Origin of the sequence: Marinobacter sp. 3-2, assembly GCF_003751355.1 — a bacterium.
In the GTDB taxonomy this organism is placed as follows: Bacteria; Pseudomonadota; Gammaproteobacteria; order Pseudomonadales; family Oleiphilaceae; genus Marinobacter; species Marinobacter adhaerens.
Genome location: NZ_RJUQ01000015.1, coordinates 33946 through 54052, shown reverse-complemented (window position 1 = coordinate 54052; position 20107 = coordinate 33946). Strand labels below are relative to the sequence as shown.

At 55.3% G+C, this 20107-nt stretch carries 16 protein-coding genes; 12 read left to right on the top strand and 4 right to left on the bottom strand.

The features are described 5' to 3' along the window. Positions 1-38 precede the first annotated feature (38 nt). From EDB94_RS14410 to glgP, 3 genes are read left to right on the top strand one after another with little or no spacing between them, the layout of a single operon-like run. The gene (locus EDB94_RS14410; protein ID WP_049784470.1) at positions 39-398 is read left to right on the top strand and encodes a PilZ domain-containing protein; all 360 of its coding nucleotides are present in this window, start codon (positions 39-41) and stop codon (positions 396-398) included. 27 nt (positions 399-425) lie between these two features. After that, positions 426-1196, top strand: coding sequence for an SDR family NAD(P)-dependent oxidoreductase (locus EDB94_RS14405; protein WP_108018594.1), 771 nt, complete (start codon positions 426-428; stop codon positions 1194-1196). Between the two features lie 30 nt (positions 1197-1226). Next, entirely contained in the window at positions 1227-3761 is a 2535-nt protein-coding gene (glgP, locus tag EDB94_RS14400) for an alpha-glucan family phosphorylase (protein ID WP_108018593.1), read from the top strand. Positions 3762-3764: 3 nt separating this feature from the next. Here the strand turns inward: glgP and EDB94_RS14395 are convergent, their stop codons facing one another. Beyond that, positions 3765-5177, bottom strand: coding sequence for a TrkH family potassium uptake protein (locus EDB94_RS14395; protein ID WP_181259054.1), 1413 nt, complete (start codon positions 5175-5177; stop codon positions 3765-3767). A gap of 250 nt (positions 5178-5427) precedes the next feature. On the opposite strand from EDB94_RS14395, the gene EDB94_RS14390 reads away from it, so the two are divergent. The 5 genes from EDB94_RS14390 (at position 5428) to EDB94_RS14370 (ending at position 10446) form a co-directional block, all read left to right on the top strand. Further along, positions 5428-5970 carry a porin family protein gene (locus tag EDB94_RS14390; protein WP_108018591.1) on the top strand — a complete coding sequence of 181 codons (543 nt, stop codon included), beginning with the start codon at positions 5428-5430 and terminating at the stop codon, positions 5968-5970. 23 nt (positions 5971-5993) lie between these two features. Beyond that, entirely contained in the window at positions 5994-6569 is a 576-nt protein-coding gene (locus EDB94_RS14385) for an ACP phosphodiesterase (RefSeq protein ID WP_108018590.1), read from the top strand. After that, positions 6566-7195 (top strand): ATP-dependent zinc protease, encoded by a 630-nt coding sequence (locus tag EDB94_RS14380; RefSeq protein WP_108018589.1) that lies wholly within the window; start codon positions 6566-6568, stop codon positions 7193-7195. The genes EDB94_RS14385 and EDB94_RS14380 overlap by 4 nt, the downstream gene beginning before the upstream one ends. A gap of 257 nt (positions 7196-7452) precedes the next feature. Further along, entirely contained in the window at positions 7453-8913 is a 1461-nt protein-coding gene (locus tag EDB94_RS14375; RefSeq protein ID WP_260312601.1) for a TrkH family potassium uptake protein, read from the top strand. A 735-nt stretch (positions 8914-9648) separates the two neighbouring features. Then, a complete protein-coding gene (locus tag EDB94_RS14370) occupies positions 9649-10446 on the top strand; it encodes a tyrosine-type recombinase/integrase (protein WP_104272038.1) in 798 nt (265 codons plus the stop codon). Between the two features lie 399 nt (positions 10447-10845). On the opposite strand, the gene soxR is transcribed toward EDB94_RS14370, so the two are convergent. Further along, on the bottom strand, positions 10846-11307 hold the full coding sequence (gene soxR / locus EDB94_RS14365; protein ID WP_104272046.1) for a redox-sensitive transcriptional activator SoxR: 462 nt from the start codon (positions 11305-11307) through the stop codon (positions 10846-10848). A 184-nt stretch (positions 11308-11491) separates the two neighbouring features. Here soxR and EDB94_RS14360 point away from each other — a divergent pair, with 184 nt between their 5' ends. The 4 genes from EDB94_RS14360 to EDB94_RS14340 all read left to right on the top strand — a co-directional run bounded on the left by EDB94_RS14360 (position 11492) and on the right by EDB94_RS14340 (position 18711). After that, positions 11492-12640, top strand: a complete 1149-nt coding sequence (locus EDB94_RS14360; protein WP_199185539.1) for an efflux RND transporter periplasmic adaptor subunit — start codon at positions 11492-11494, stop codon at positions 12638-12640. Then, positions 12637-15705, top strand: a complete 3069-nt coding sequence (locus EDB94_RS14355; protein ID WP_104272052.1) for an efflux RND transporter permease subunit — start codon at positions 12637-12639, stop codon at positions 15703-15705. Before EDB94_RS14360 ends, EDB94_RS14355 begins: the two co-directional genes overlap by 4 nt. Positions 15706-15707: 2 nt before the next feature. Further along, positions 15708-17141, top strand: a complete 1434-nt coding sequence (locus tag EDB94_RS14350; protein WP_104272055.1) for an efflux transporter outer membrane subunit — start codon at positions 15708-15710, stop codon at positions 17139-17141. Positions 17142-18204: 1063 nt separating this feature from the next. Further along, positions 18205-18711 (top strand): cupin domain-containing protein, encoded by a 507-nt coding sequence (locus tag EDB94_RS14340; RefSeq protein WP_167450414.1) that lies wholly within the window; start codon positions 18205-18207, stop codon positions 18709-18711. 137 nt (positions 18712-18848) lie between these two features. Here EDB94_RS14340 and EDB94_RS14335 read toward each other — a convergent pair whose 3' ends face one another. Together EDB94_RS14335 and EDB94_RS14330 are read right to left on the bottom strand one after the other, a co-directional pair. Beyond that, positions 18849-19532, bottom strand: a complete 684-nt coding sequence (locus EDB94_RS14335; protein ID WP_199185540.1) for a carboxymuconolactone decarboxylase family protein — start codon at positions 19530-19532, stop codon at positions 18849-18851. A 188-nt stretch (positions 19533-19720) separates the two neighbouring features. Further along, positions 19721-20083 (bottom strand): cyclophilin-like fold protein, encoded by a 363-nt coding sequence (locus EDB94_RS14330; RefSeq protein WP_199185541.1) that lies wholly within the window; start codon positions 20081-20083, stop codon positions 19721-19723. Positions 20084-20107: the final 24 nt, after the last annotated feature.

Sequence of the window (20107 nt, the reverse complement as noted above, 5' to 3'; positions counted from 1 at the left end):
CAACAATTGGCGTTCAAGATGAGTCACGAGGGGGGAACATGGAACACAGACTCAGTAAACGCGTACAGGGAAAGCTTGGGCTGTTGGTATACAAGCGCGGGATGCCGGTTGCGACCGGTCAGATTCGCGATGCCTCCAAACGTGGTCTGTTCATTGCCACGGACTACACTGACGTTCAGTTAAACCAGACGGTGGAACTGGAGTTCCGTTTTCCGGATACCCAGGAAAAGCGGTTCCGTCGGCTGAAGGCCCATGTTGTGCGGAAGTCAGACCGCGGCCTTGGTGTCGATTTTGAAGGCGTCGAGAACGACAGTTTCACAATTTCTTCACTGATTAACTGGCTTAAAAACCACCACATGCCAGTCAACTATTTTCCTGCCCGCAGGAAACAAGCCTGAAGAACACCCAAGGGAGAGGATCTGTGCATGGAACGACTCAAAGGTAAAGTGGCCGTGATCACCGGTGGCTCCGTTGGCATCGGAGCCGCAACAGCGCTCCGAATGGCAGAAGAGGGTGCTGCTGTCGCCATTCTCGACTGCCAGGATTCCGAGGGAGAGGCCCTGGCTAAACAACTTGAAGGCCGCGGTCTGAAGGCGGGTTACTGGCACTGTGACGTAAGCAAGGAACAAGAGGTCAAACAGGTTCTGGACGCCGTTGCCAATACCTTCGGTAGCCCGACTGTACTGGTGAACAACGCCGGCATTGCCGGGGCGAACAAGCCGACCCATGAACTCACGGAAGAAGAGTGGGACCATGTTCAGGATGTGAACGTCAAGGGCGTGTTTTTCTGCACCAAGCAAGCCATTCCCCACATGAAAAAAGCGGGCGTTGGCAGCATTATCAACCTGTCATCCATTTATGGGCTGGTGAGTGCGCCGGATATTCCGCCTTATCATGCCTCCAAGGGCGCCGTGCGTTTGATGTCCAAAACCGACGCCCTGTTGTATGCCACTGAAAACATTCGCTGCAATTCCATTCACCCCGGTTTTATCTGGACCCCGCTGGTTGAGGCGCACCTCAAAACGACCGGGCAGGACCCGGAGGAAGCTAAAAAGGCCACGGCGGCAATGCATCCTGTCGGTCACATGGGCGAGCCGGATGATATTGCCTGGGGCGCTGTCTATCTCGCCTCCGACGAATCCAAGTTTGTGACCGGGAGTGAACTGGTGATTGATGGCGGTTATACCGCTCGATGATGTCCCGACCAACCTGAGCGGAGTTCAAATTTGACCCTGGCAGCCTATACCCCGCGGTCCTTGCCTGAATCCCTGAGCGGATTGTTCCAGTTGGCGCTGGACCTTCGGTGGACCTGGCATCACGGTACCGATGAGCTCTGGCGCGCTCTTGATTCGGACATCTGGGACACCACCCGGAACGCGTGGCTTGTTTTGAACAGCGTGTCCGGGGAGCGGCTGGAAGAACTGGCCGCAGACCCCGACTTTCAGCAGCGCTACCGTGAGCAGATTCATGCTCACCAGGCTTTTACAGAGGCTGACACCTGGTATTCGACCGATTGTCCGGGCGATCTGGGCGAGGGCGTTGCCTATTTCTGCATGGAATATGGTCTGAGCGAATCGCTGCCGCTGTACAGCGGTGGTCTGGGCGTATTGGCCGGCGATTTTCTGAAGGCGTCCAGCGATCTGGGTGCGCCAGTCATGGCGGTGGGTCTGCTGTACCAACAGGGCTACTTTCGCCAGGCCATTAGCACCGATGGCGAACAGCTGGAGTTCTATCCATACAACGACCCCACCATGCTGCCCGTCTCGCCCCTGCGGGACGCTGACGACCAGTGGGTGAGGGTGATTGTGCCTTTCCCGGGAAGACACGTGCGCCTTCGGGCCTGGAAGGCCCAGGTGGGCCGCTGCGAGCTGTTGCTGCTCGATAGCAACGACCCCCGAAACGAACCGGGCGACCGGGGTATCACCAGCGAACTCTATACCGGTGACCCGGAAAAGCGCCTGCAACAGGAAATGGTATTGGGCATCGGTGGCTGGCGTCTGCTGGAACAACTGGGGAGATCGCCGTCACTCTGCCATCTGAATGAGGGCCACTGTGCCCTGGCGCTCATAGAGAGGGCCTTCAGCTGGCAGGACGACCATGAAAGTGATTTCCAGACAGCTCGAACCGCAACCAGGGCGACCAATCTGTTTACCACGCACACCTCGGTGGCGTCGGGCTTTGATCATTTCTCCCGATCGCTATTGCGACTGTATCTGACACCCTGGCTCGAAGGCCGCGACCTGAATGTCGATCAATTGCTGGCATTGGGAAGCCAGCCCTGCAGCCCAGACAATCAGTCGACTGACCTTAAACTCAATATGGCCTTGCTGGCCCTCAATATGAGTGGTCGGTTCAACGGTGTCAGCCGCATCCACCAGAAGGTCACCCAGACCATTTTCCAGCCTTTCTTCCCGCGCTGGCCGGCCGAAGACATTCCGGCGGATTATGTGACCAATGGCATCCACACGCCGAGCTGGGATTCTCCGGAATCCGACGCCATCTGGACCCGGGCCTGTGGCAAGGATCGCTGGCGCAGGCCTCTCCAGAGCACCTGCCCGATGACTGACATCGCCGACGAAGAATTATGGGAAATGAGGCGCCTGGAGCGCGCAAGGCTGATTACCTACCTCCGGCGAAGGCTTGCAAGCCAGCATTGCGAACAGAATCCCGGAAACAACCATGAAGCCGCGTGTGGCCTTTTGCTGGACCATGAAACCCTCACGTTGGGCTTTGCCCGCCGGTTTACGGAATACAAGCGACCAGATCTCCTGCTCAAGGATGAGGAGCGCCTGCTCAAACTGCTTGCCAGCCGCGATCGCCCGATTCAGATTGTGCTTGCAGGCAAGGCCCACCCCTACGATCTCCCGGGGAAAGACATCATCCGGCGATGGAAAGCCTTCTCCCGGCGACCGGATGTCGAGGGCAAGGTGGTGTTTATTGAAGACTACGATCTGGGCGTGGCCAACCAGCTTATCCAGGGCGTGGATGTGTGGCTCAATTGTCCGAGACACCCTTGGGAAGCCTGCGGCACCAGTGGCATGAAGGTACTCGTGAACGGGGGACTGAACCTGTCACAGTACGATGGCTGGTGGGCGGAGGCCTGGAACCCGGATGTGGGCTGGGCTATTCGACCTGGCGCTACCTTTGACGAGCTAAGCGGGTCAAACAATCACGACCACGATCTCTCGGACATGGAACAGCTGTTTGATCTGTTGGAGAACGAGGTAATTCCCGGGTTCTATGACGTCGACAGAGAAGGTATTCCCCGGAAATGGGTCGGGCGCATGCGTGCGAGCATGGATCAACTGACGGCGGCCTATTCCGCCAACCGGATGGTGCGGGAATACGTCGAGCAGTTCTATCTCCCCATGGCAGAAATGGGAAGCCGGCGCAGCTCCGAGACTGCACGGGAGCTAATTGGTGAATACGGAGAAATCTCCAGGCACTGGTCCCGGTTGCGTTTCAACAGCTTCAATACAAGCGAAGATTCGGGTAGCCAGACTTTCACCGTGGAAGTCTATCTGGATGGAATTGACGAGCAGCGGATTGCAGTAGAGCTTGTTGCAGAGGATTCCGAGCATGGCCCAAGAACCATTACGGCCATGCAGATGAAGCATCCGCTGGGTGGTTCCCCTCATACCTATCTTTATGAATGCACAGTGCCTCCACGCCCCGAAGGACACTACACGCCGCGCCTGCGAGTGCGGGATGCACGCCTGAACATTCCCCTGGAAAACCCCGCCATACTCTGGCTCAGGTAGGCCTCAGCTGCGCCAGAACGCCGGCGATAGAACGATCACCACGCTCAGTATCTCCAGACGCCCCATCAGCATACCCACAGACAGTACCCATTTTGCCGCATCGGGAAGCGGCCCGAAATTACCCGCAGGGCCGATTATGTCCCCAAGGCCGGGGCCGACATTGGTCAGCGAGGTGAGGGCGCCGGACAGTGCCGTGACAAAGTCCAGCTGCATGGCGGCCAGGGCAACCGTGATCAGCAAAAGACAGAGCAGGAAGATGAACGTGTAGGCGATCATCGACGAGATAATCTCATCGCTCACGGCCCGGCCGTTGTAGTTACGGGTAAGAACCGCACGAGGGTGCAGCAGGCGCATCAACTGCTCACGCAGGATGATCAGGGAAAGCTGGAACCGGAAGATTTTCATGCCGCCGGCCGTGGAACCAGAGCAGCCGCCCACGAACATCAGGAAAAAGAACAGCACGAACGCCAGAGGGCCCCAAGCCGAATAATCTTCGGAAGCATAGCCAGTGGTGGTTACCACAGAAGTGACGTTAAACAGGGTAGAGGCGTAGTTATGGATAGGATCGAAGGGGACCGGTGACACCATCCAGCGGTAGAGTGTCAGAAGCAGCGGTACAAAAAACAGGATCGCGAGAAACAATCGCACCTGCTGATCCCGGAAAAGAACGCCGTGTTGGCCATGCATTTCACGCACGAAAAGGAAGAAGGGCAAGCTGCCGATAATCATGAAAAATGTGGCTTCCATGAGGATCAGATCATTGAACTTGCCCATGGACAGATCCGAGGTAGAAAAGCCACCGGTGGCGATGCTGGTAAGACCATGGTTGAAGGCATCGAAGAGCGTCATGCCAGAAAACCAGTAGGTAACCACCGCAATGATAGAAAACGCCAGATAAACCACCAGCAAGCCACGGCTGAGTGTTTTCATCCTTGGCAGAGCCTTGTCGGTCCATTCCGAAGATTCGGTGGCGAACAGCCGCATGCCGCCGACTCGCAGAAACGGAAGTACCGCAACGAACATACCGATAATTCCGATACCACCAATCCATTGCAGAATGGACCGCCAGAGCAATACATCCCTGTCCATGTTATCGAGGCCACTGAGCACCGTTGCCCCGGTGGTGGTAATGCCCGAGGCACCCTCGAAAAAGGCGTCTGCGGCAGAAATGCCAATGTCACTCAGATAGAAAGGAAGGGATGAAAGCAGTGCAATAATGAACCACGATGATACTGTGAGTACGAACATGTACCGGGGCTTCAGATCCCGCGGTTTGCGGTAGGTGGCGGCCATTCCCAGTATACCGAGGCCCCAGACAATGGCGGCCGATTCTGCAAACGCCATGGCGTTCGGCGCTTCAGAGCCCGCAAGCAGGATAACAGGCAATGTCATGAAGATGCTTAAAAGCACGAACATGACGCTGACAATGAAAATGACGGGGTAGAGATTTCTCAATGGATGCTCGAGCCAGCTGATACCGGGAGACGGCGTCAGAATACCTTTGGGGTCAGCCTTCCGCAAGGTAACACCGCGCGGATGCTGAAATTACCGGTGAATTAAATCGGTGTAAATAACGCGTAAATGCGGATCTTTCTGATGGCAAAACGCGTCAGTCTGGTGCAAGTTCAGCGATGTACACCGAACAATTCGGTTAAGGAGATAAAAAATGAAACACCTACGTTCAATTGCCGTTATCTTTGCCACCGGTATGGCTGCTGCAGGAACCGCATCCGCCCAGGATATGTACAAGTCTGGCGTTGGCGGGCTCTACACAGGCCTGAACTACACTTTCATGAACCTTGAGAGCGGTAACGCGGATGCCGACGTAGGCACGCTGTCTGCCAAAGTTGGCGTGATGGCGACGCCGTATCTGGGCATCGAAGCGCGGGGCGGTTTTGGCGTGGATGACGACCGCATCGGCGGAGTCGATTATTCACTGGATAACTTCTTCGGCGGCTACGCCACGTTCAATCTGGCCAACGAATCACCCATTACGCCATACGCTATCCTCGGCTTCACCCGGGTTGAAATCGAAGCTTCTTCGTTTCTGGGCACAGCCACCGAGGATGAAACGGACGTGTCCTACGGCATCGGCATGAATATGGAATTTGCGCCGAACCTGTCCGGCAACCTTGAATACATGCGTTATTATGAAGACAGTAATGCCGAAGTTGATGGTCTGGGCGTCGGTATTCAATTCAACTTCTGAAACCAGGCCACCGGGGAGACTGTTTGAACCATCTGGCTCATGTATTTCTCGCGCCGGACTCACCTGAAGCTCGGGTGGGGAGCATTCTCGGTGACTTTACCCGGGGCGTCGATCTCTCGACGCTGCCGGACCCGGTGAAGCAGGGCGTCCGCCACCATCGGGCGGTCGACAGCTTCACCGACCAGCACCCCGACGTACTTGCCAGCAAACAGGTCTTCTCCCGTCAACGTCGTCGATTTGCCGGCGTTGCGCTCGATATTCTCTATGACCATTTTCTTCTCAAACACTGGGACCGGTTCAGTGAAATTGAGCAAGAGGCGTTCATTCGCGGTATATACAACGAGTTGCAGCAGAAAGAACATCTCATGCCGGACAAAATGGCCAGAGTTACCCGAATGATGGTATGGAACGACTGGTTCGGGGCCTACCAGGACCTTGAAAACATCGGGAAGGCACTGGACCGCGTTGCAGGGCGCATACGGTTCAGAAATGATTTCGCCGGCATAATCACGGAAATCCGCGCAAACCAGGAAGAACTGGAGCACAGTTTTTTATCATTTTTCCCGGATTTACAGGAATTTGCAGGAGGTATTGAATGAGGTTTGTTATTAGGGCGTTCTTGGCTGTGGTATTGGTTTTTCCATCAGCGATGGCGGTTTCTGCGGAGGCCGATGCCAACAATAGCCAGCAGCGACCGCCGGAAACCCTTGGCTATGTTGAATGGGTAGTCATGAAAGATACCAACCTGAGGCTGAAGGCGCGACTCGATACAGGCGCCAAAACGTCATCTCTCCACGCGGTAAACATCGAGGGCTTTGAGCGCGACGGCGAGGAGTGGGTCAGTTTCCAGATTCCACTGGGTGACCACGAGGACCAGCCGACCGAGGGCGAACTGGACCATGACGACGTCATTCTGGAGTTCGAACGGCCGGTTGAGCGAACTGTCCTGATCAAACGAAAAGGCGCGCCATCCCAGAAGCGCTATGTTGTCATGATGGACTTCTGCATTGCCGGAACCACACATACCACGCAGTTTTCACTGACAGACCGCGGCAAGTTCTCCTATCCGGCGCTGCTGGGTCGCCGATTCATGCGCGATGACAATATTCTTATCGATTCCGCAGACTCGTTTATGGCCGAAAAAGAGTGTGAATACATAACTCTGGAAGAGCTGGCAAAGAGGCATGCCGAGAAAGTCGTAGAGGAAACCGACTCGGATACTTAAAAGCACATGCTGGTGTGGTAATCCTCTTTCACGAGAACCAAGCTGCTCGGCGATCGTGGTATCAACAGGGACCGGTTTTCGGAATTTGCCAAATCAAATGTGGTGACGTCTGCATAAACCTCGCAACTCTCTCACGTCATCGAAAAAAATAAAGTAAACTTTCGTCCTTTACGCCCTTCGCCCCGGCCATTGTTGAAAGCAGGGCATTTGTCCAACTCTGCCTTCAAATTAATCCGTAAAAGATCCAGGCATCTTCGATGATGGGATTGTTTAACATTTTACCTGTGATTCAGATACTTGGGTTCTTGCTCATCCTGCTCAGCTCTCTAATGACACTTCCGGTGAACCTGTTGATGTTTGGCGACACACCGGATTGGCTGGCTTTCGTGAAATCGGCAAGTATCTGCTTTGGCGTTGGTGTGGTGTGTTTTTTCAGCGCCGGAGGGAAGCGCCGGCATGCTCTGAAACAGCGGCAGATGTTTATTCTCACGGTCTCGGCCTGGATTGTCATTCCATTATTCTCAAGCCTCCCGCTGCTGCTCAGCGATTTAAGGCTAAGTGTTACCGACGCCTTTTTCGAGAGCATTTCCGGTGTCACAACCACCGGTTCCACTGTGTTGACCGGCATTGATCATCTGCCAGGCGATATTCTTCTTTGGCGCTCAATCATGCAGTGGATGGGCGGTATAGGGATTATCGGTATGGCTGTCGCCATCCTGCCATTCCTGAGAATCGGCGGCATGCGATTGTTCGCGACAGAATCCTCCGAATGGACCGAAAAAGCAGTGCCCCGAACGAATCGGCTGGCCCGAGGGCTAGTTTTCAGTTACCTCGCACTAACTTTCGGCTGCATTCTGACGTATTGGCTCCTGGGCATGGATTTGTTCAACGCCATAAATCATGCCCTGACCACTGTATCGACCGGAGGTTATTCGACTTCGGACAGCTCAATGGGCCAGTTTGATCAACTTTCCATTCTGTTTGCATCGAGCATTTTCATGATGTTGGGCGGAATCCCGTTTTTTCTGTTTGTAAGGCTTTTGAATGGCCAGGCGCAGCCTCTTCTTCGCGACCAACAAATTCATTTCTTTCTGAAATTTCTCCTTGTGATCGCTGTTCTCATTGCTTTTTATCAAGTTTTAAACGACGGCACGTTTCCTCTGGATGCTTTCGTTCATGCTTTATTTAACGTGACGTCCGTAGTAACAACCACTGGCTACGCTTCACAGGATTACACACTCTGGGGCCCGTTTGTGGTCGTTCTGTTTTTCTTTCTGACATTTGTTGGCGGCTGTTCGGGGTCTACAAGTGGAGGGATGAAAATTTTCCGATTTCAGTTGTCCATGCTCTTATTGCGAGAGCAGGTAATAAGGCTGCTTCATCCAAATGCAGTCATTGGAAGGCGGTACAATGGGCGAATAATCAGTGACGAAATCGTAGCCTCCAGTGTAGCGTTTTCATTCATTTTTCTGTCAACACTGGCGGTGGTCGCTGCGATTCTTGCTGCCTTGGGGCTGGATCTTGTCACGAGCTTAACCGGTGCCGCGACCGCGTTGGCGAACGTAGGGCCGGGCCTTGGTGACATTATAGGCCCCGCTGGAAACTTCCAAACCTTACCGGATGCAGCGAAATGGGTATTAATGCTGGCGATGTTACTCGGGCGATTGGAGTTACTCAGCGTCTTTGTGATGTTCTCTCCGCAGTTCTGGAGAGGCTAGGTTCCAAACCGTTGGAGTCTTATATGATGCCGGAATCGGGCAGTAGCTTGAGGAGATTAATTATCTTATTTAACATAATATACATTATGCGCAGTTTGATATGGGCTCGAATAACACCATAGCAATTTTTTGGGCGACCACAGAAAGTGCTAAAGAATAGCCACAGAAAGTACTAAAATTTCACAAGAACCGCTAAAACGGTCGCCCACCTGTCTATCTATATGATTCTTGCAGATTTTGATGTATCTGTCTCTCAGGTCATTTTGCGGGTGTGCAAGAACTTCGATACTGGCCAGCTAGTTCGCTTCAATAGCACTATCGCTATTCGGCTCTATGGATTATTCGGAGTGAATGCAGAGCATCCATTACCGGTGGCGAACTACACCATCTCTATTTCCAGGAGTATTTGGATAACGAACCATAGAACGTTCTCTTTGAACCCATCCGGCTCTGCGAATTCTCCTTTGCGAAAGAACCAACGCGGGACGAATCATCAATAATTTGGGTGTGGGAATTCCAGCAGAAATCATGGACCACATTGCGAACGCCTGGATAAAGAAGCGGAAACTGCAAGATGCCCTTGGCGGCCCTGTGGGTAATGAGCTTGGGCGTCCTGACAATCCTTGGTATTGATCTTCCGGTGTTGTTTGATCATAAATCCGTTAAAATAACATTATTACGGATTTTATTTCCGCTCCCCCTTCTATGCCAGCGCATTACCAGGAGCCTCTCTAAATGAGTAAAACTGGCCAGGCACGCGTGTTGACGCCCGAACAGTTCGGCCACCTCTTGAGCGTGATCCGGGAACATCGCTATCCTGAAAAGAATACGGCCCTGGTTCAGATCAGCTTCAAGCTCGGGCTGCGAGTCCAGGAAATCGCGCTTTTACAGATCAAAGACGTTGCCGAACTCGGCCCTGACACTACTGGCCAGCGTTCGTTCAAGCTCAAAGAAATCCTGGCGTTGCCTGCGGCTTACACTAAAGGTGCCGATGCGCTGAGGCGATCCAAATCAACTTATCAACGCCGTCGGATCAGTTTCAGTGTTCACGATTTTCACCAGCTTGTTCAGCGAATTGAAACCATGGCTAAGGCCGGCGCCGAGATCAAACCGGAGGATTTTTATCCTGAGGTGAACAAGCACCGTGGTAAATCGCGCGATCTTCCGATGAATGACGCAGCACTGAGAACGGCTATCGAAAATTACCTTGCGATCCGTCTGGCAGCAGATCCTTCGGTGAAAAAGACTGATCATCTATTCCTGACTCAAAAAGGAGGCCCCTACTCTCCCAACACTCTCCAGGAACACTTAGCTCTGATGCAGAGGCATTGGGCAGGTATTGAGCGAGCCAGCTCCCACAGTAGCCGGAGGACGTTAATGACAAATATCATTCATGACCAAAAGAAGTCAGTTAAAGTTGCTCAAAAAATCGCTGGCCATGTTTCACCTTCAACGACACTCATTTATGAAGAGCCTCCTGAGGAGTCACTGAAGGAAGCGTTGCAGGATGCCGGGTACCAATATGTTGGATAACCCAGCAAGCGGATAGCTCTGGCTATCTCAGAATCATCGGTGTCCCCGACCCTGTGTCCAGTACTAAACAGTATTGGACGTTTCTAGCAACAAGTTGTTTGCATGGCTCATCCGGAGTGGAATCGTCAACTGCTCAGGAATCAGCATCGTCCGGTTGACCTTCTTGAGAAACCTAACCAATCAAAAGTTGGCAGCTCTCCTGTCCGCGGTGTTGTTGGTAGCAACAAACTCATAGCTCCCCTGCTCGCCTCTCGAAAACCTTTTCGACGATTCTGCCGTCGCCAACGTGACCTCCTTGCCACTTACAACTAGATACCCGTGAGATTTGCGAACGTTAGCTGCGGTCGCAAAGCGAACATTCAGGCGTGAGAATGGCATCACCATTCTGCGGGCCTGTGACTATGGACGCTCGAGAATTCTTGCCCCCGGCCCCTCTTTCGCAAGCTCGTCCTCCGGGTTTCGAAGGGGACAGTCCTTCAGCGACAGGCATCCGCATCCGATGCAACTGTCCAGCTCATCTCTAAGGCGTTCCAGAGAGCGTATCCGGTTATTCAGGTTCTCTTTCCATTTTATTGAAATGTCTTTCCATTCGGATGCTGTAAGTTTACTGCCCGCCTGTATGGAGCTCAGCGTTTCACCAATTTCCTCCAGTGATAATCCCGTGCGCTGGGCCACTCGAATGATCGCGATGTATCTCAGGACTATGGCCTGGTACTGCCGGTGATTTCCCGCGTTACGAGTGGCCTTGATTAACCCTTTTGACTCGTAAAAATGGATCGTCGACACCGGCACGCCGCTACGCTTGGCCACCTCGCCAACGCTCAGAATCCGCCCGGCATCCATCGCCTGTGTTTTTGCCATACAGCCACCTCATCAAAAGCCGCACACACCACGGGTATCCATAACGGTCCCGAAAACGCGCTCTGTGTTCGATGATAAATTTTTCGAAAGAAACGCTTGACCTCAAGTTAACTTGAGGCCCCATAGTCCTGCCAACTCAACAGGCCGTCAAGCCGAAATATGAATTCCAGTTGGAGGATCAAGCGTGAGCCACTCGCAGTCGGGGCGATCTCATTCGCCCAAATTGAGAACTTTACAGACCGTTGTACTTGTATTGATCGCCATCACCCTTGTGAGCGGTGGCCTGTATTACTGGAAAACACAACGGCAAGCCGGGGCGGGCGGCTGGTCCGGTGGCGGTCCAATGGATGTGGTGGCTACCACCGTGCAAGCCAAAGATGCACCGGTCACGCTGGAAGCACTGGGTGAGGTTCGCGCCGTCAATCAGGTGAGGCTGTCAGCCGAAGTGGCCGGACGCGTCTCGGACATTGCGTTCGAGCCTGGCGAAAACGTTAAGGCGGGGACCCTTCTGGTCCAGCTGGACGATGCCACGGAGCAGGCCGACCTGGACGCTGCGACCGCAGACGCCCGATTTGCTCGTGACCAGTTACAGAGGGCCGAAGGTCTTTTCTCGAAAGACGCCATCTCCAAGGAACTGCTTCAGCAGCGCCACGCTGAGCGCGACCGGGCCGTGGCCAACGTTAAACAGATCGAGGCCCGCATCCGGCAGAAGCAGATCCGGGCACCGTTCGATGGCAAACTCGGGCTTCGACACATCGACCTTGGCGAGCAGATCAACGCGGGCGATAACGTGGTTTCCCTGACCGATCTGAAAACCCTCAACATTCGTTTTGACGTACCGCAGCGTGAGCTTGCGCGAGTCAAGGTCGGGCAGCAGATTCACCTTCAGAGTGATGTGTCCGGCCCGGAAACACTGGTTGCAACCATCGGAGTCATTGAACCTCAGGTCAACCAGAACACCCGTAACGTGACCTTGCAGGCGACGCTCGACAATCAGGATGGGAAGTTGCAACCGGGCATGTACGTCTCAGTGGGCGTTCAGCTTCCAGAGGAACCGGATGCGCTGGTTTTGCCTGCAACGGCCGTGGTGACCTCGTCATCCGGAGATACCGCGGTCGTCGTCAGGGACCTGTCCGAAGACAACATTGGTCAAGGGGAAACCGTTCCGGTGGTCGTCGGCCGCCGATTTGGCGATCACGTGGTTATCGAGAAGGGCCTGAAACCCGGCGATGTGGTTCTGACGGAAGGCCAACTCCGGGTTCGCCCGGGCGCCGATCTGAAAGTACAGACGCTGTCTCAGACCAACCTCGCTGAACGCGGAGGTGCCTCATGAGCTTCACGGATATTTTCATCAGGCGCCCGATCCTGTCGGTTACGCTGAGCATGCTCATCCTGTTGACCGGACTGGCAGCGCTCTTCTCACTTCCGATGCGCCAATACCCGGCGATGGAGAGCGCGACCATCGTTGTGAACACCAGCTTTCCGGGTGCGTCACAGCAAGTCATGCAGGGGTTTGTTACCTCACCCATTGCCCAGGCCGTCGCGACGGCCAGCGGCATCGAGTATCTGACGTCCAACTCGACGCTGGGTCAGAGCGAGATCCGGGCGAAACTGAAGCTCAATGCCGATTCCGACCGCGCGCTTACCGAGATCATGGCCCGGGTTCAGCAGGTGAAGTACCGGATGCCAGAAGGCGCCTCCGACCCGGTAATCAACAAGATCACCGATGGCGTCTCTGCCGTTCAGTATGTGGAGTTTGCCAGCGACCAGCAGACCATTCCGGAAGTAACCGACTACGTCGCGCGTGTGGCCCAGCCGCTGATCACCTCCGTGCCCGGCGTAGCCACCGCCGACATCAACGGCGGACAAACCTACGCCATGCGCTTATGGGTGGACCCGGATAAAATGGCCGCTCGCAACATCACGGCCAGCGACCTGTCGGCCGCGTTGCGCGCAAACAACGTGCAGGCGGCCCCAGGCACGCTTCGCGGCAGCGACACACTGATGCCGATCACCGCGCGGACAGACCTGCGGAATGAGCAGGATTTCCGGGATATGGTCGTCAAACGTGACGACAACAGCGTGGTAAGAATCAAGGACATCGCCACGGTTGAACTGGGCGGGCAAAGCTCGGACACCTCCTTTTTTGGCAGCGGCAAACGCGTGGTCTCCATGGCCATTACCCCAACACCTGACGGTAATCCCCTGGAGATCGTTGAAGGCGTCAATGCGCTGTTGCCCAAGCTCCAGGCCTCGGCGCCTCCGGGCATGACCATCACCAACATTTTCGACACGGCCCGATTCGTCAACGCATCGATTGATGAAGTCATGAAAACCCTGCTGGAAGCGGTGATCATCGTGATCGTGGTGATTTTCCTGTTCCTCGGAACCTTCCGCGCGGTGATCATTCCAATCGTCACGATTCCGCTGTCCCTGGTGGGCGCGACCATGCTGATGGCCATGTTCGGTTTTTCCATCAACCTGCTGACGCTGTTGGCCATGGTTCTGGCCATTGGGCTGGTGGTCGACGATGCCATCGTGGTGGTGGAAAACATTCACCGACACATCGAGGAAGGCAAATCGCCCGTGAAAGCGGCGATGATCGGTGCCCGGGAAATAGTCTGGCCCGTGATTGGTATGACCATCACCCTCGCAGCGGTCTATGCCCCCATCGGCATGATGGGCGGCGTCACTGGCGCCCTGTTCAAGGAATTCGCCTTCACACTCGCCTGCTCGGTGATTGTCTCGGGTGTGGTGGCTCTTACGCTCTCACCCATGATGAGCAGCTACCTGCTGGACGCAAAGATGTCAGAGGGCCGACTGGCCCAGGCCATCGAACGCACCATGGGCGGGTTGGCGAATCGCTATGGCCGGCTGCTGAGCCACATACTTCATGCACGAACGGCGGTGTTGCTGGTCTGCGTTGCAGTGCTTGCCGGCATTGTTGTGCTCTTCATGGGCGTGGATCACGAACTGGCCCCCGGCGAGGATCAGGGCTACGTGTTCGTTCAGACCAAAGCGCCCCAGTATGCCAATGTAGACCACACGGAGCGCGCGGCGTTGATGATCGAAGACGTCTTTCAGGAACTGCCGGTCTATCAGAGCAGCTTCTTCCTGAACGGTTTCGGAGGCCAGAACAACGGGTTCGGTGGCGTGGTGCTGACGCCCTGGGATGAGCGTGACATGACCGCCAGCGAAGTTGAGGCACAGATCAATGCGGCAACCGGCGGCATCACCAACGCCTTTGCGACCGCCTTCCAACCTGCACCGTTACCCGCCGGCAGCGGTGGGTTGCCTGTGCAGATGATTCTGCGCGCGCCGATGGAGTTTTCCGAACTGCACAAAGCCATGGAAACCATCAAAGGTGCGGCCTGGGGCAGCGGACTGTTTGCCTTCGTCGACAGCGACCTGGCGTTTAACAGCCCGCAGGCCCAGATAACGGTGGACGCCGACAAAGCCGGTGAGATGGGCGTCACCATGAGCGCCATAGCAGAGACGCTGGCGGTTCTGGTGGGCGAAAACTACATCAATCGATTCAACTGGTTCGACCGGTCCTACGACGTCATTGCGCAAGTGCCGCAGGACAAGCGTGCAGCCCCGGGCGATCTGACGGGCTACTACGTGCGCGCCCAATCCGGTGACATGGTGCCACTGGCTACGGTGGTGGACGTCGAAGTCCAGCCACAGGCCAATAGCCTGCCGCAGTTCAACCAGATGAATGCGGTGACCCTGTCCGCCGTGTTGCTGCCGGGCGTGACCATGGGGCAGGCCGTCGATTTTCTGCAATCACAGCCGTTACCGCCGGGCGCTCAAATTGATTGGATGTCTGACAGCCGCCAGTTTGTGCAGGAAGGCAGCCAATTGATCGTGTCCTTCGGATTCGCTCTGATCGTCATCTTCCTCGTGCTTGCCGCCCAATACGAGAGCTTCAGGGACCCGCTGGTGATTCTGGTGACCGTTCCGCTCGCCGTATGTGGCGCCCTTATGCCGCTGTGGCTTGGGTACACCACCATGAACATTTACACCCAGATCGGTCTGGTGACGCTCATTGGACTGGTCTCCAAACACGGGATCCTGATGGTTTCATTCGCCAATGACATCCAGAAACGGGATGGGCTGGTGCCCACTGACGCGATGTTGAAAGCGGCGACCATCCGTATGCGCCCGATCCTGATGACCACGGCGGCCATGGTCTCCGGGTTGATCCCACTGATGTTTGCGTCGGGTGCCGGGGCGGAAAGCCGCTACGCCATCGGCGTTGTTGTCACCACAGGTTTGCTCATCGGCACGCTGTTCACCCTGTTCGTGCTACCCACCATCTACACCTTGCTGGCGCGGGATCACCGCAGTGAGGCGGCTTCCGACCGCGAACTGGAATTGGCAAGGGAGGTTTCTTAATCATGTCCAAACGCACATTGATCGCTTTCAGTCGCGCTTCCCTTATCGCACTCTGGAGCGCCGCATGGCTGGCAGGGTGTTCGCTCGCCCCCTCCTTCTCAACGCCCGAGGCACCTATTGCCTCGGACTGGGGCAGCGAAAGCTCCGCCGCTAAACCCGGCACCGCTGTTGAGTCTTCATCGGCTTCACTCGATTGGCGCACCTTTGTGGTTAATGAACAACTCCAAGGGCTGATTGAAACGGCACTGGCGAACAACCGCGATCTGCGGCAGGCCCTGCTGAGCGTCGAGGCGGCGCGCGCGCAATACGGTATTCAACGGTCTGATCAGCTCCCGACTCTTCAAGTGGAAGGTTCGGGGCAACGGGAACGGGTCCCCGGTGACCTGTCCGCCTCCGGCCGTTCGACAACACAAAGCCTTTATCAGGCCGGCGTTGGATTGACCACCTACGAACTGGACCTGTTTGGCAGAGTTGAGAATCTGTCCGAAGCTGCCTTGCAGGAGTTCCTCGCCACGGAAGAAGGGGCTCGAAGCACCAGGATCAGCCTGATTTCCAACATTGTCCGCACCTATGTGATCAGGGATGGGGCACTCGAGCGAAAGCGCCTCGCAAAGCAGGTGCTGAACACACGCGAGGCGTCATTGCAGTTGATCGCCGACCGTTTAGAGCTGGGCGCCGCCACCGCGCTGGACTATCAGGAAGCCCTGGGTCTGGTTGAACAGACCCGCGTTGATCTTGAACGGGTTGAACGTGAGATCCGGCAAACGACGAATGCCCTGACCCTGCTCGTCGGTGTTCCGGACGTGCGCCCACAACTTTCCGAGGAACCGACGTCTGATCGCTGGATCGTCCAGGGACTGGCTCCCGGCGCGCCCTCAGAGCTGCTTGAACATCGTCCGGATATTCGTGCCGCAGAGCATCGACTGAGGAGCCGGAACGCAAACATTGGTGCAGCCAGGGCCGCCTTTTTCCCACGGTTTTCTCTGACGGGATCGTTCGGTTCGGCAAGCGCCGAGCTATCCGACCTGTTCGGATCGGGTCAGGAAAGCTGGTCGTTCGCCCCACGACTCACTCTGCCGATCTTTGATGGTGGCCGCAATGAAGCCAATCTTGATCTGGCCCACGTCAGAAAAGACCTTGCAGTGGCTGAATACGAAAAGGTCATCCAGTCGGCGTTTCGGGAAGTCTCAGACGCCATCGCAGCGAAAGAAACTCTGCAACGAGAAACGGCCGCCCGACAATCACTGGTAAAGACCAGCGAAATGCGGCTTCAGTTGTCCAGGGCTCGCTATGAGAATGGCGCAGATGATTACTCTCGCTACCTGGACGCCCAGAGACAGAGCTTCAGGAATCGAAGCGCCCTGGTTCAGGTACAAACAGAACAGCAACTGGCTCTGGCCGACCTTTTTCGGGCTCTGGGGGGCGGGTGGCAATGACATATTCATCGGGAATGGCATGAGGTGAAGCCTCAGTCACAGATTCTCGATGAACCGCCGCACTGAGATGCTTCAAGAATGTTCGCTTTCGTTTAGTAGCAGATCAAATACTGTGTCTGGATTCTGATAAAGCGGACATTTCAGTATCTGTCAAAAACGCCTGTTCGAGTGGAAGAGGCCGTGGCGGGGACCGTTTGAGGAAGTCGCGATCAAGTAGATCAATCCGTCAGCGACCCGTCTCGTTCAATGTCTATAATCCGAATCCCGGGGACATGGTGGCAAAGACTCTGATAATTCGAAGTCGTCTTCACCGCGTTGACAATAGTGGGCAATCGTCTGCGAAAGGACACTGTTGAGTTCCGCAACACGAGCAATGTGTTTCTCGCTCACGTAGTGGTAAGCATCATTGGCGGGAGTGGATTTTCGATCCTAATGAAGCCGCCCAGTGACGCTTGCACATCCCCTGATGCAAGCAACAGGGCGTCAAACTGAGTGGCATCAAGCGCAACTGATGCACGCTTCGTCGGTCTTTCGGTGAATGTTGGCGTTATGCCCAGTTTTTCGTAGGCTCTGGCAATCAAGCGCTCGTATTCTCTGACTGACTCACCGCCGGCTCGTAGGTTGCAACGGACCATTGCTCAACATCAGGTGTCTTATTCGCCTCCGATGCCAGGCTCAACGAAGAGGCCAGTATCAGGTAACTGAACAAACCGCACCCAAGGGAAGTGATCGAAAATCTGTTCGGTTTCATGGTGAGCGGCCGCTGCTTCTTCGGGTTGGCGAGATGACACTATTAATTCACATCTTAACCTGAATTTCATCAGTGGCATTTGTGCAGGCGAGCGTTCGCCTGCAATCGGTGATGCCGGATGTTGTTCGGTGTCAGCACTTCTTCCTGCCCAATATCATGCACGCGAATCATCGCCAGGCCCCAGTAGAAAAGTGAAGTACACGAACCCGTAGAATTGGGCAATCAATGAACAGGATTGCGATAACAGCTTCCCCGCACCAGTGTTTGAATAGGAGTGCACTACTGACTTTTCAGTTCTCAAAGGAGATCGTTATGAAATCCAGAACCCCAATCATGCGAACGGTGGCCGTCGCTTTGCTCGGGCTGTCGGCCATACCCGCTGTTGTTGCTGAGGAAAACCAGGGGCACTCGCTCTACGACAAAGAGTGGAAAACGCCGATTGATGGCCCAGCGCAGTGGTTTACAGGAGAGGTCACCGTCGATCCTGTGTTCCCAAGCAATGACGTTGCACGGTATTCCGGCGCGTATGTGACGTTTTCTGCAGGTGCACGGACGATTTGGCACGAGCATCCGGCGGGGCAACATATCGTGGTGACTGAAGGAACCGCTCTGGTGGGAACTCGCGATGGCTCCGTCACAACGTTTCATGAGGGCGAGGCTGTCTGGTGCCCACCCGATATGGATCACTGGCATGCAGCGACACCCGAGTCCCCGATGACCCATTTTGTTGTTACGGCCTTCAAAGGTGACGAGAACGTGGTTTGGAAAGAAAAGGTGACCGACGAGACGTATCAGAACGCCCTGGAAAAGTCAGAGTAATTGACGGTTCCAGATGTTTTTAGGGGTCGGGCACAGCGTGCCCGGCCCTGTTTCTTAAACGGTTCGAGCCGAGGATTGCTCCAGGCTCGTCCCTGACGCCGCCGTTCCGCAGCGCCAGATCACGGGTGACTTACCGCTTAATCTTCCCTGTCCGCAAATACCTTTTTGACCACCGGCATGGCCGAGAAGACGTTTGGCCAGCCTGCGTAGAACGCAAGATGAGTCAGAACTTCCGAGGCCTGCTCTTTGCTCAGCCCGTTGGTCATGGCCTTGTTCAGATGGAAAGGCACCTGTTCGACCTTGCCTGCCGCAATAAGGGCGCTGACCGTCACCAGGCTCCGATCCCGAGGCTGCAATCCCGGTCTGAGCCAGAGATCGAGGAAGAGTGCGCTTTCGGTATAGTCAACCACGCCCTGGGATACCTCGCCAAAGGTATCCTGCACGAACGTTTGCCGTTTCGCTTCGGCTTCTTTATCCAACGGGAGGAGCTCCGGAGAAACGGCGGGCAGCTCAGAGGCCTCTACGCCACGGGCTTCGAAAACTTCCGCTGTCACAGCCACCGCTGACATCGCATTTGCCCACCCTGAATAGAATGCCAGGTGGGTAATGAGCTCTGAAATTTCAGACGGTTTAACACCGTTATCCAGCGCCAGGTTGACGTGGTAAGGCAGCTCAACCTGCTGATTGCGGGAAATCAGGGCCGCCAGCGTGACAACGCTCCGGTCACGGGCGGACAGCCCGGGACGGTTCCAGACCTCATCAAGGACCAGGTTTTCCGTATACGACGCCAGTGCAGGCGAGACTGACTGAATCTGCGCCATAGACGGAGCACTACCAGGCAAGCTGAGGCTTGGGCCCGACGCCGAACCCTGCGCGAGCGCGGGCGCTGAAAAACAAAGGGCGAGGGGGAAAAGGGTTTGTGCCAGTTTCTTCATGATGATTGCTCCGGATTGGTGGAAACGGGGTGATTAAGGTGATTGGGTTGCTGAAAAACGAGACTCGGGGCTTGCTACCGGGCTACGGAAATGGTGGCTGTGAAGCTGTCGGATTGACTCAAATGCTCCAGACCACTGGTCACGGTCCCGAGATTGACCAGGGATCTTGAGTAGCCAAAATCCCTGTAAAAGATGGCCAGATTCCCCCAGGGTGCGTAGTAGGTGAAGCTACCCACCTGAGGGTCAAAGCCGGCTGGCGCCCCCTCTGTCGAGAGACGGCTGGGCAAGTCACTGACCTTTTCAATGCCATGATAATCCCCGAAGCTCAGTGTCAGTGGCAGCTGGGCCAGAAAATCACGGGTGGCCGCGGAATCCTCAAGGCTCACATGCACGATGGAGCCGTCGATATCCAGGATGATCTCTGTTTCAGTGTTCACGGCATCTTCCTTTGTCGAACTGGA

What these genes read in the sequence shown, in the direction of transcription:
- EDB94_RS14410 (WP_049784470.1), top strand. Translation starts at nt 39, where the DNA reads ATGGAACACAGACTCAGTAAACGCGTACAGGGAAAGCTTGGGCTGTTG.
- EDB94_RS14405 (WP_108018594.1), top strand. Translation starts at nt 426, where the DNA reads ATGGAACGACTCAAAGGTAAAGTGGCCGTGATCACCGGTGGCTCCGTT.
- EDB94_RS14395 (WP_181259054.1), bottom strand. Translation starts at nt 5,177, where the DNA reads ATGTTCGTGCTTTTAAGCATCTTCATGACATTGCCTGTTATCCTGCTT.
- EDB94_RS14390 (WP_108018591.1), top strand. Translation starts at nt 5,428, where the DNA reads ATGAAACACCTACGTTCAATTGCCGTTATCTTTGCCACCGGTATGGCT.
- EDB94_RS14380 (WP_108018589.1), top strand. Translation starts at nt 6,566, where the DNA reads ATGAGGTTTGTTATTAGGGCGTTCTTGGCTGTGGTATTGGTTTTTCCA.
- EDB94_RS14375 (WP_260312601.1), top strand. Translation starts at nt 7,453, where the DNA reads ATGATGGGATTGTTTAACATTTTACCTGTGATTCAGATACTTGGGTTC.
- EDB94_RS14370 (WP_104272038.1), top strand. Translation starts at nt 9,649, where the DNA reads ATGAGTAAAACTGGCCAGGCACGCGTGTTGACGCCCGAACAGTTCGGC.
- soxR (WP_104272046.1), bottom strand. Translation starts at nt 11,307, where the DNA reads ATGGCAAAAACACAGGCGATGGATGCCGGGCGGATTCTGAGCGTTGGC.
- EDB94_RS14355 (WP_104272052.1), top strand. Translation starts at nt 12,637, where the DNA reads ATGAGCTTCACGGATATTTTCATCAGGCGCCCGATCCTGTCGGTTACG.
- EDB94_RS14350 (WP_104272055.1), top strand. Translation starts at nt 15,708, where the DNA reads ATGTCCAAACGCACATTGATCGCTTTCAGTCGCGCTTCCCTTATCGCA.
- EDB94_RS14340 (WP_167450414.1), top strand. Translation starts at nt 18,205, where the DNA reads ATGAAATCCAGAACCCCAATCATGCGAACGGTGGCCGTCGCTTTGCTC.
- EDB94_RS14335 (WP_199185540.1), bottom strand. Translation starts at nt 19,532, where the DNA reads ATGGCGCAGATTCAGTCAGTCTCGCCTGCACTGGCGTCGTATACGGAA.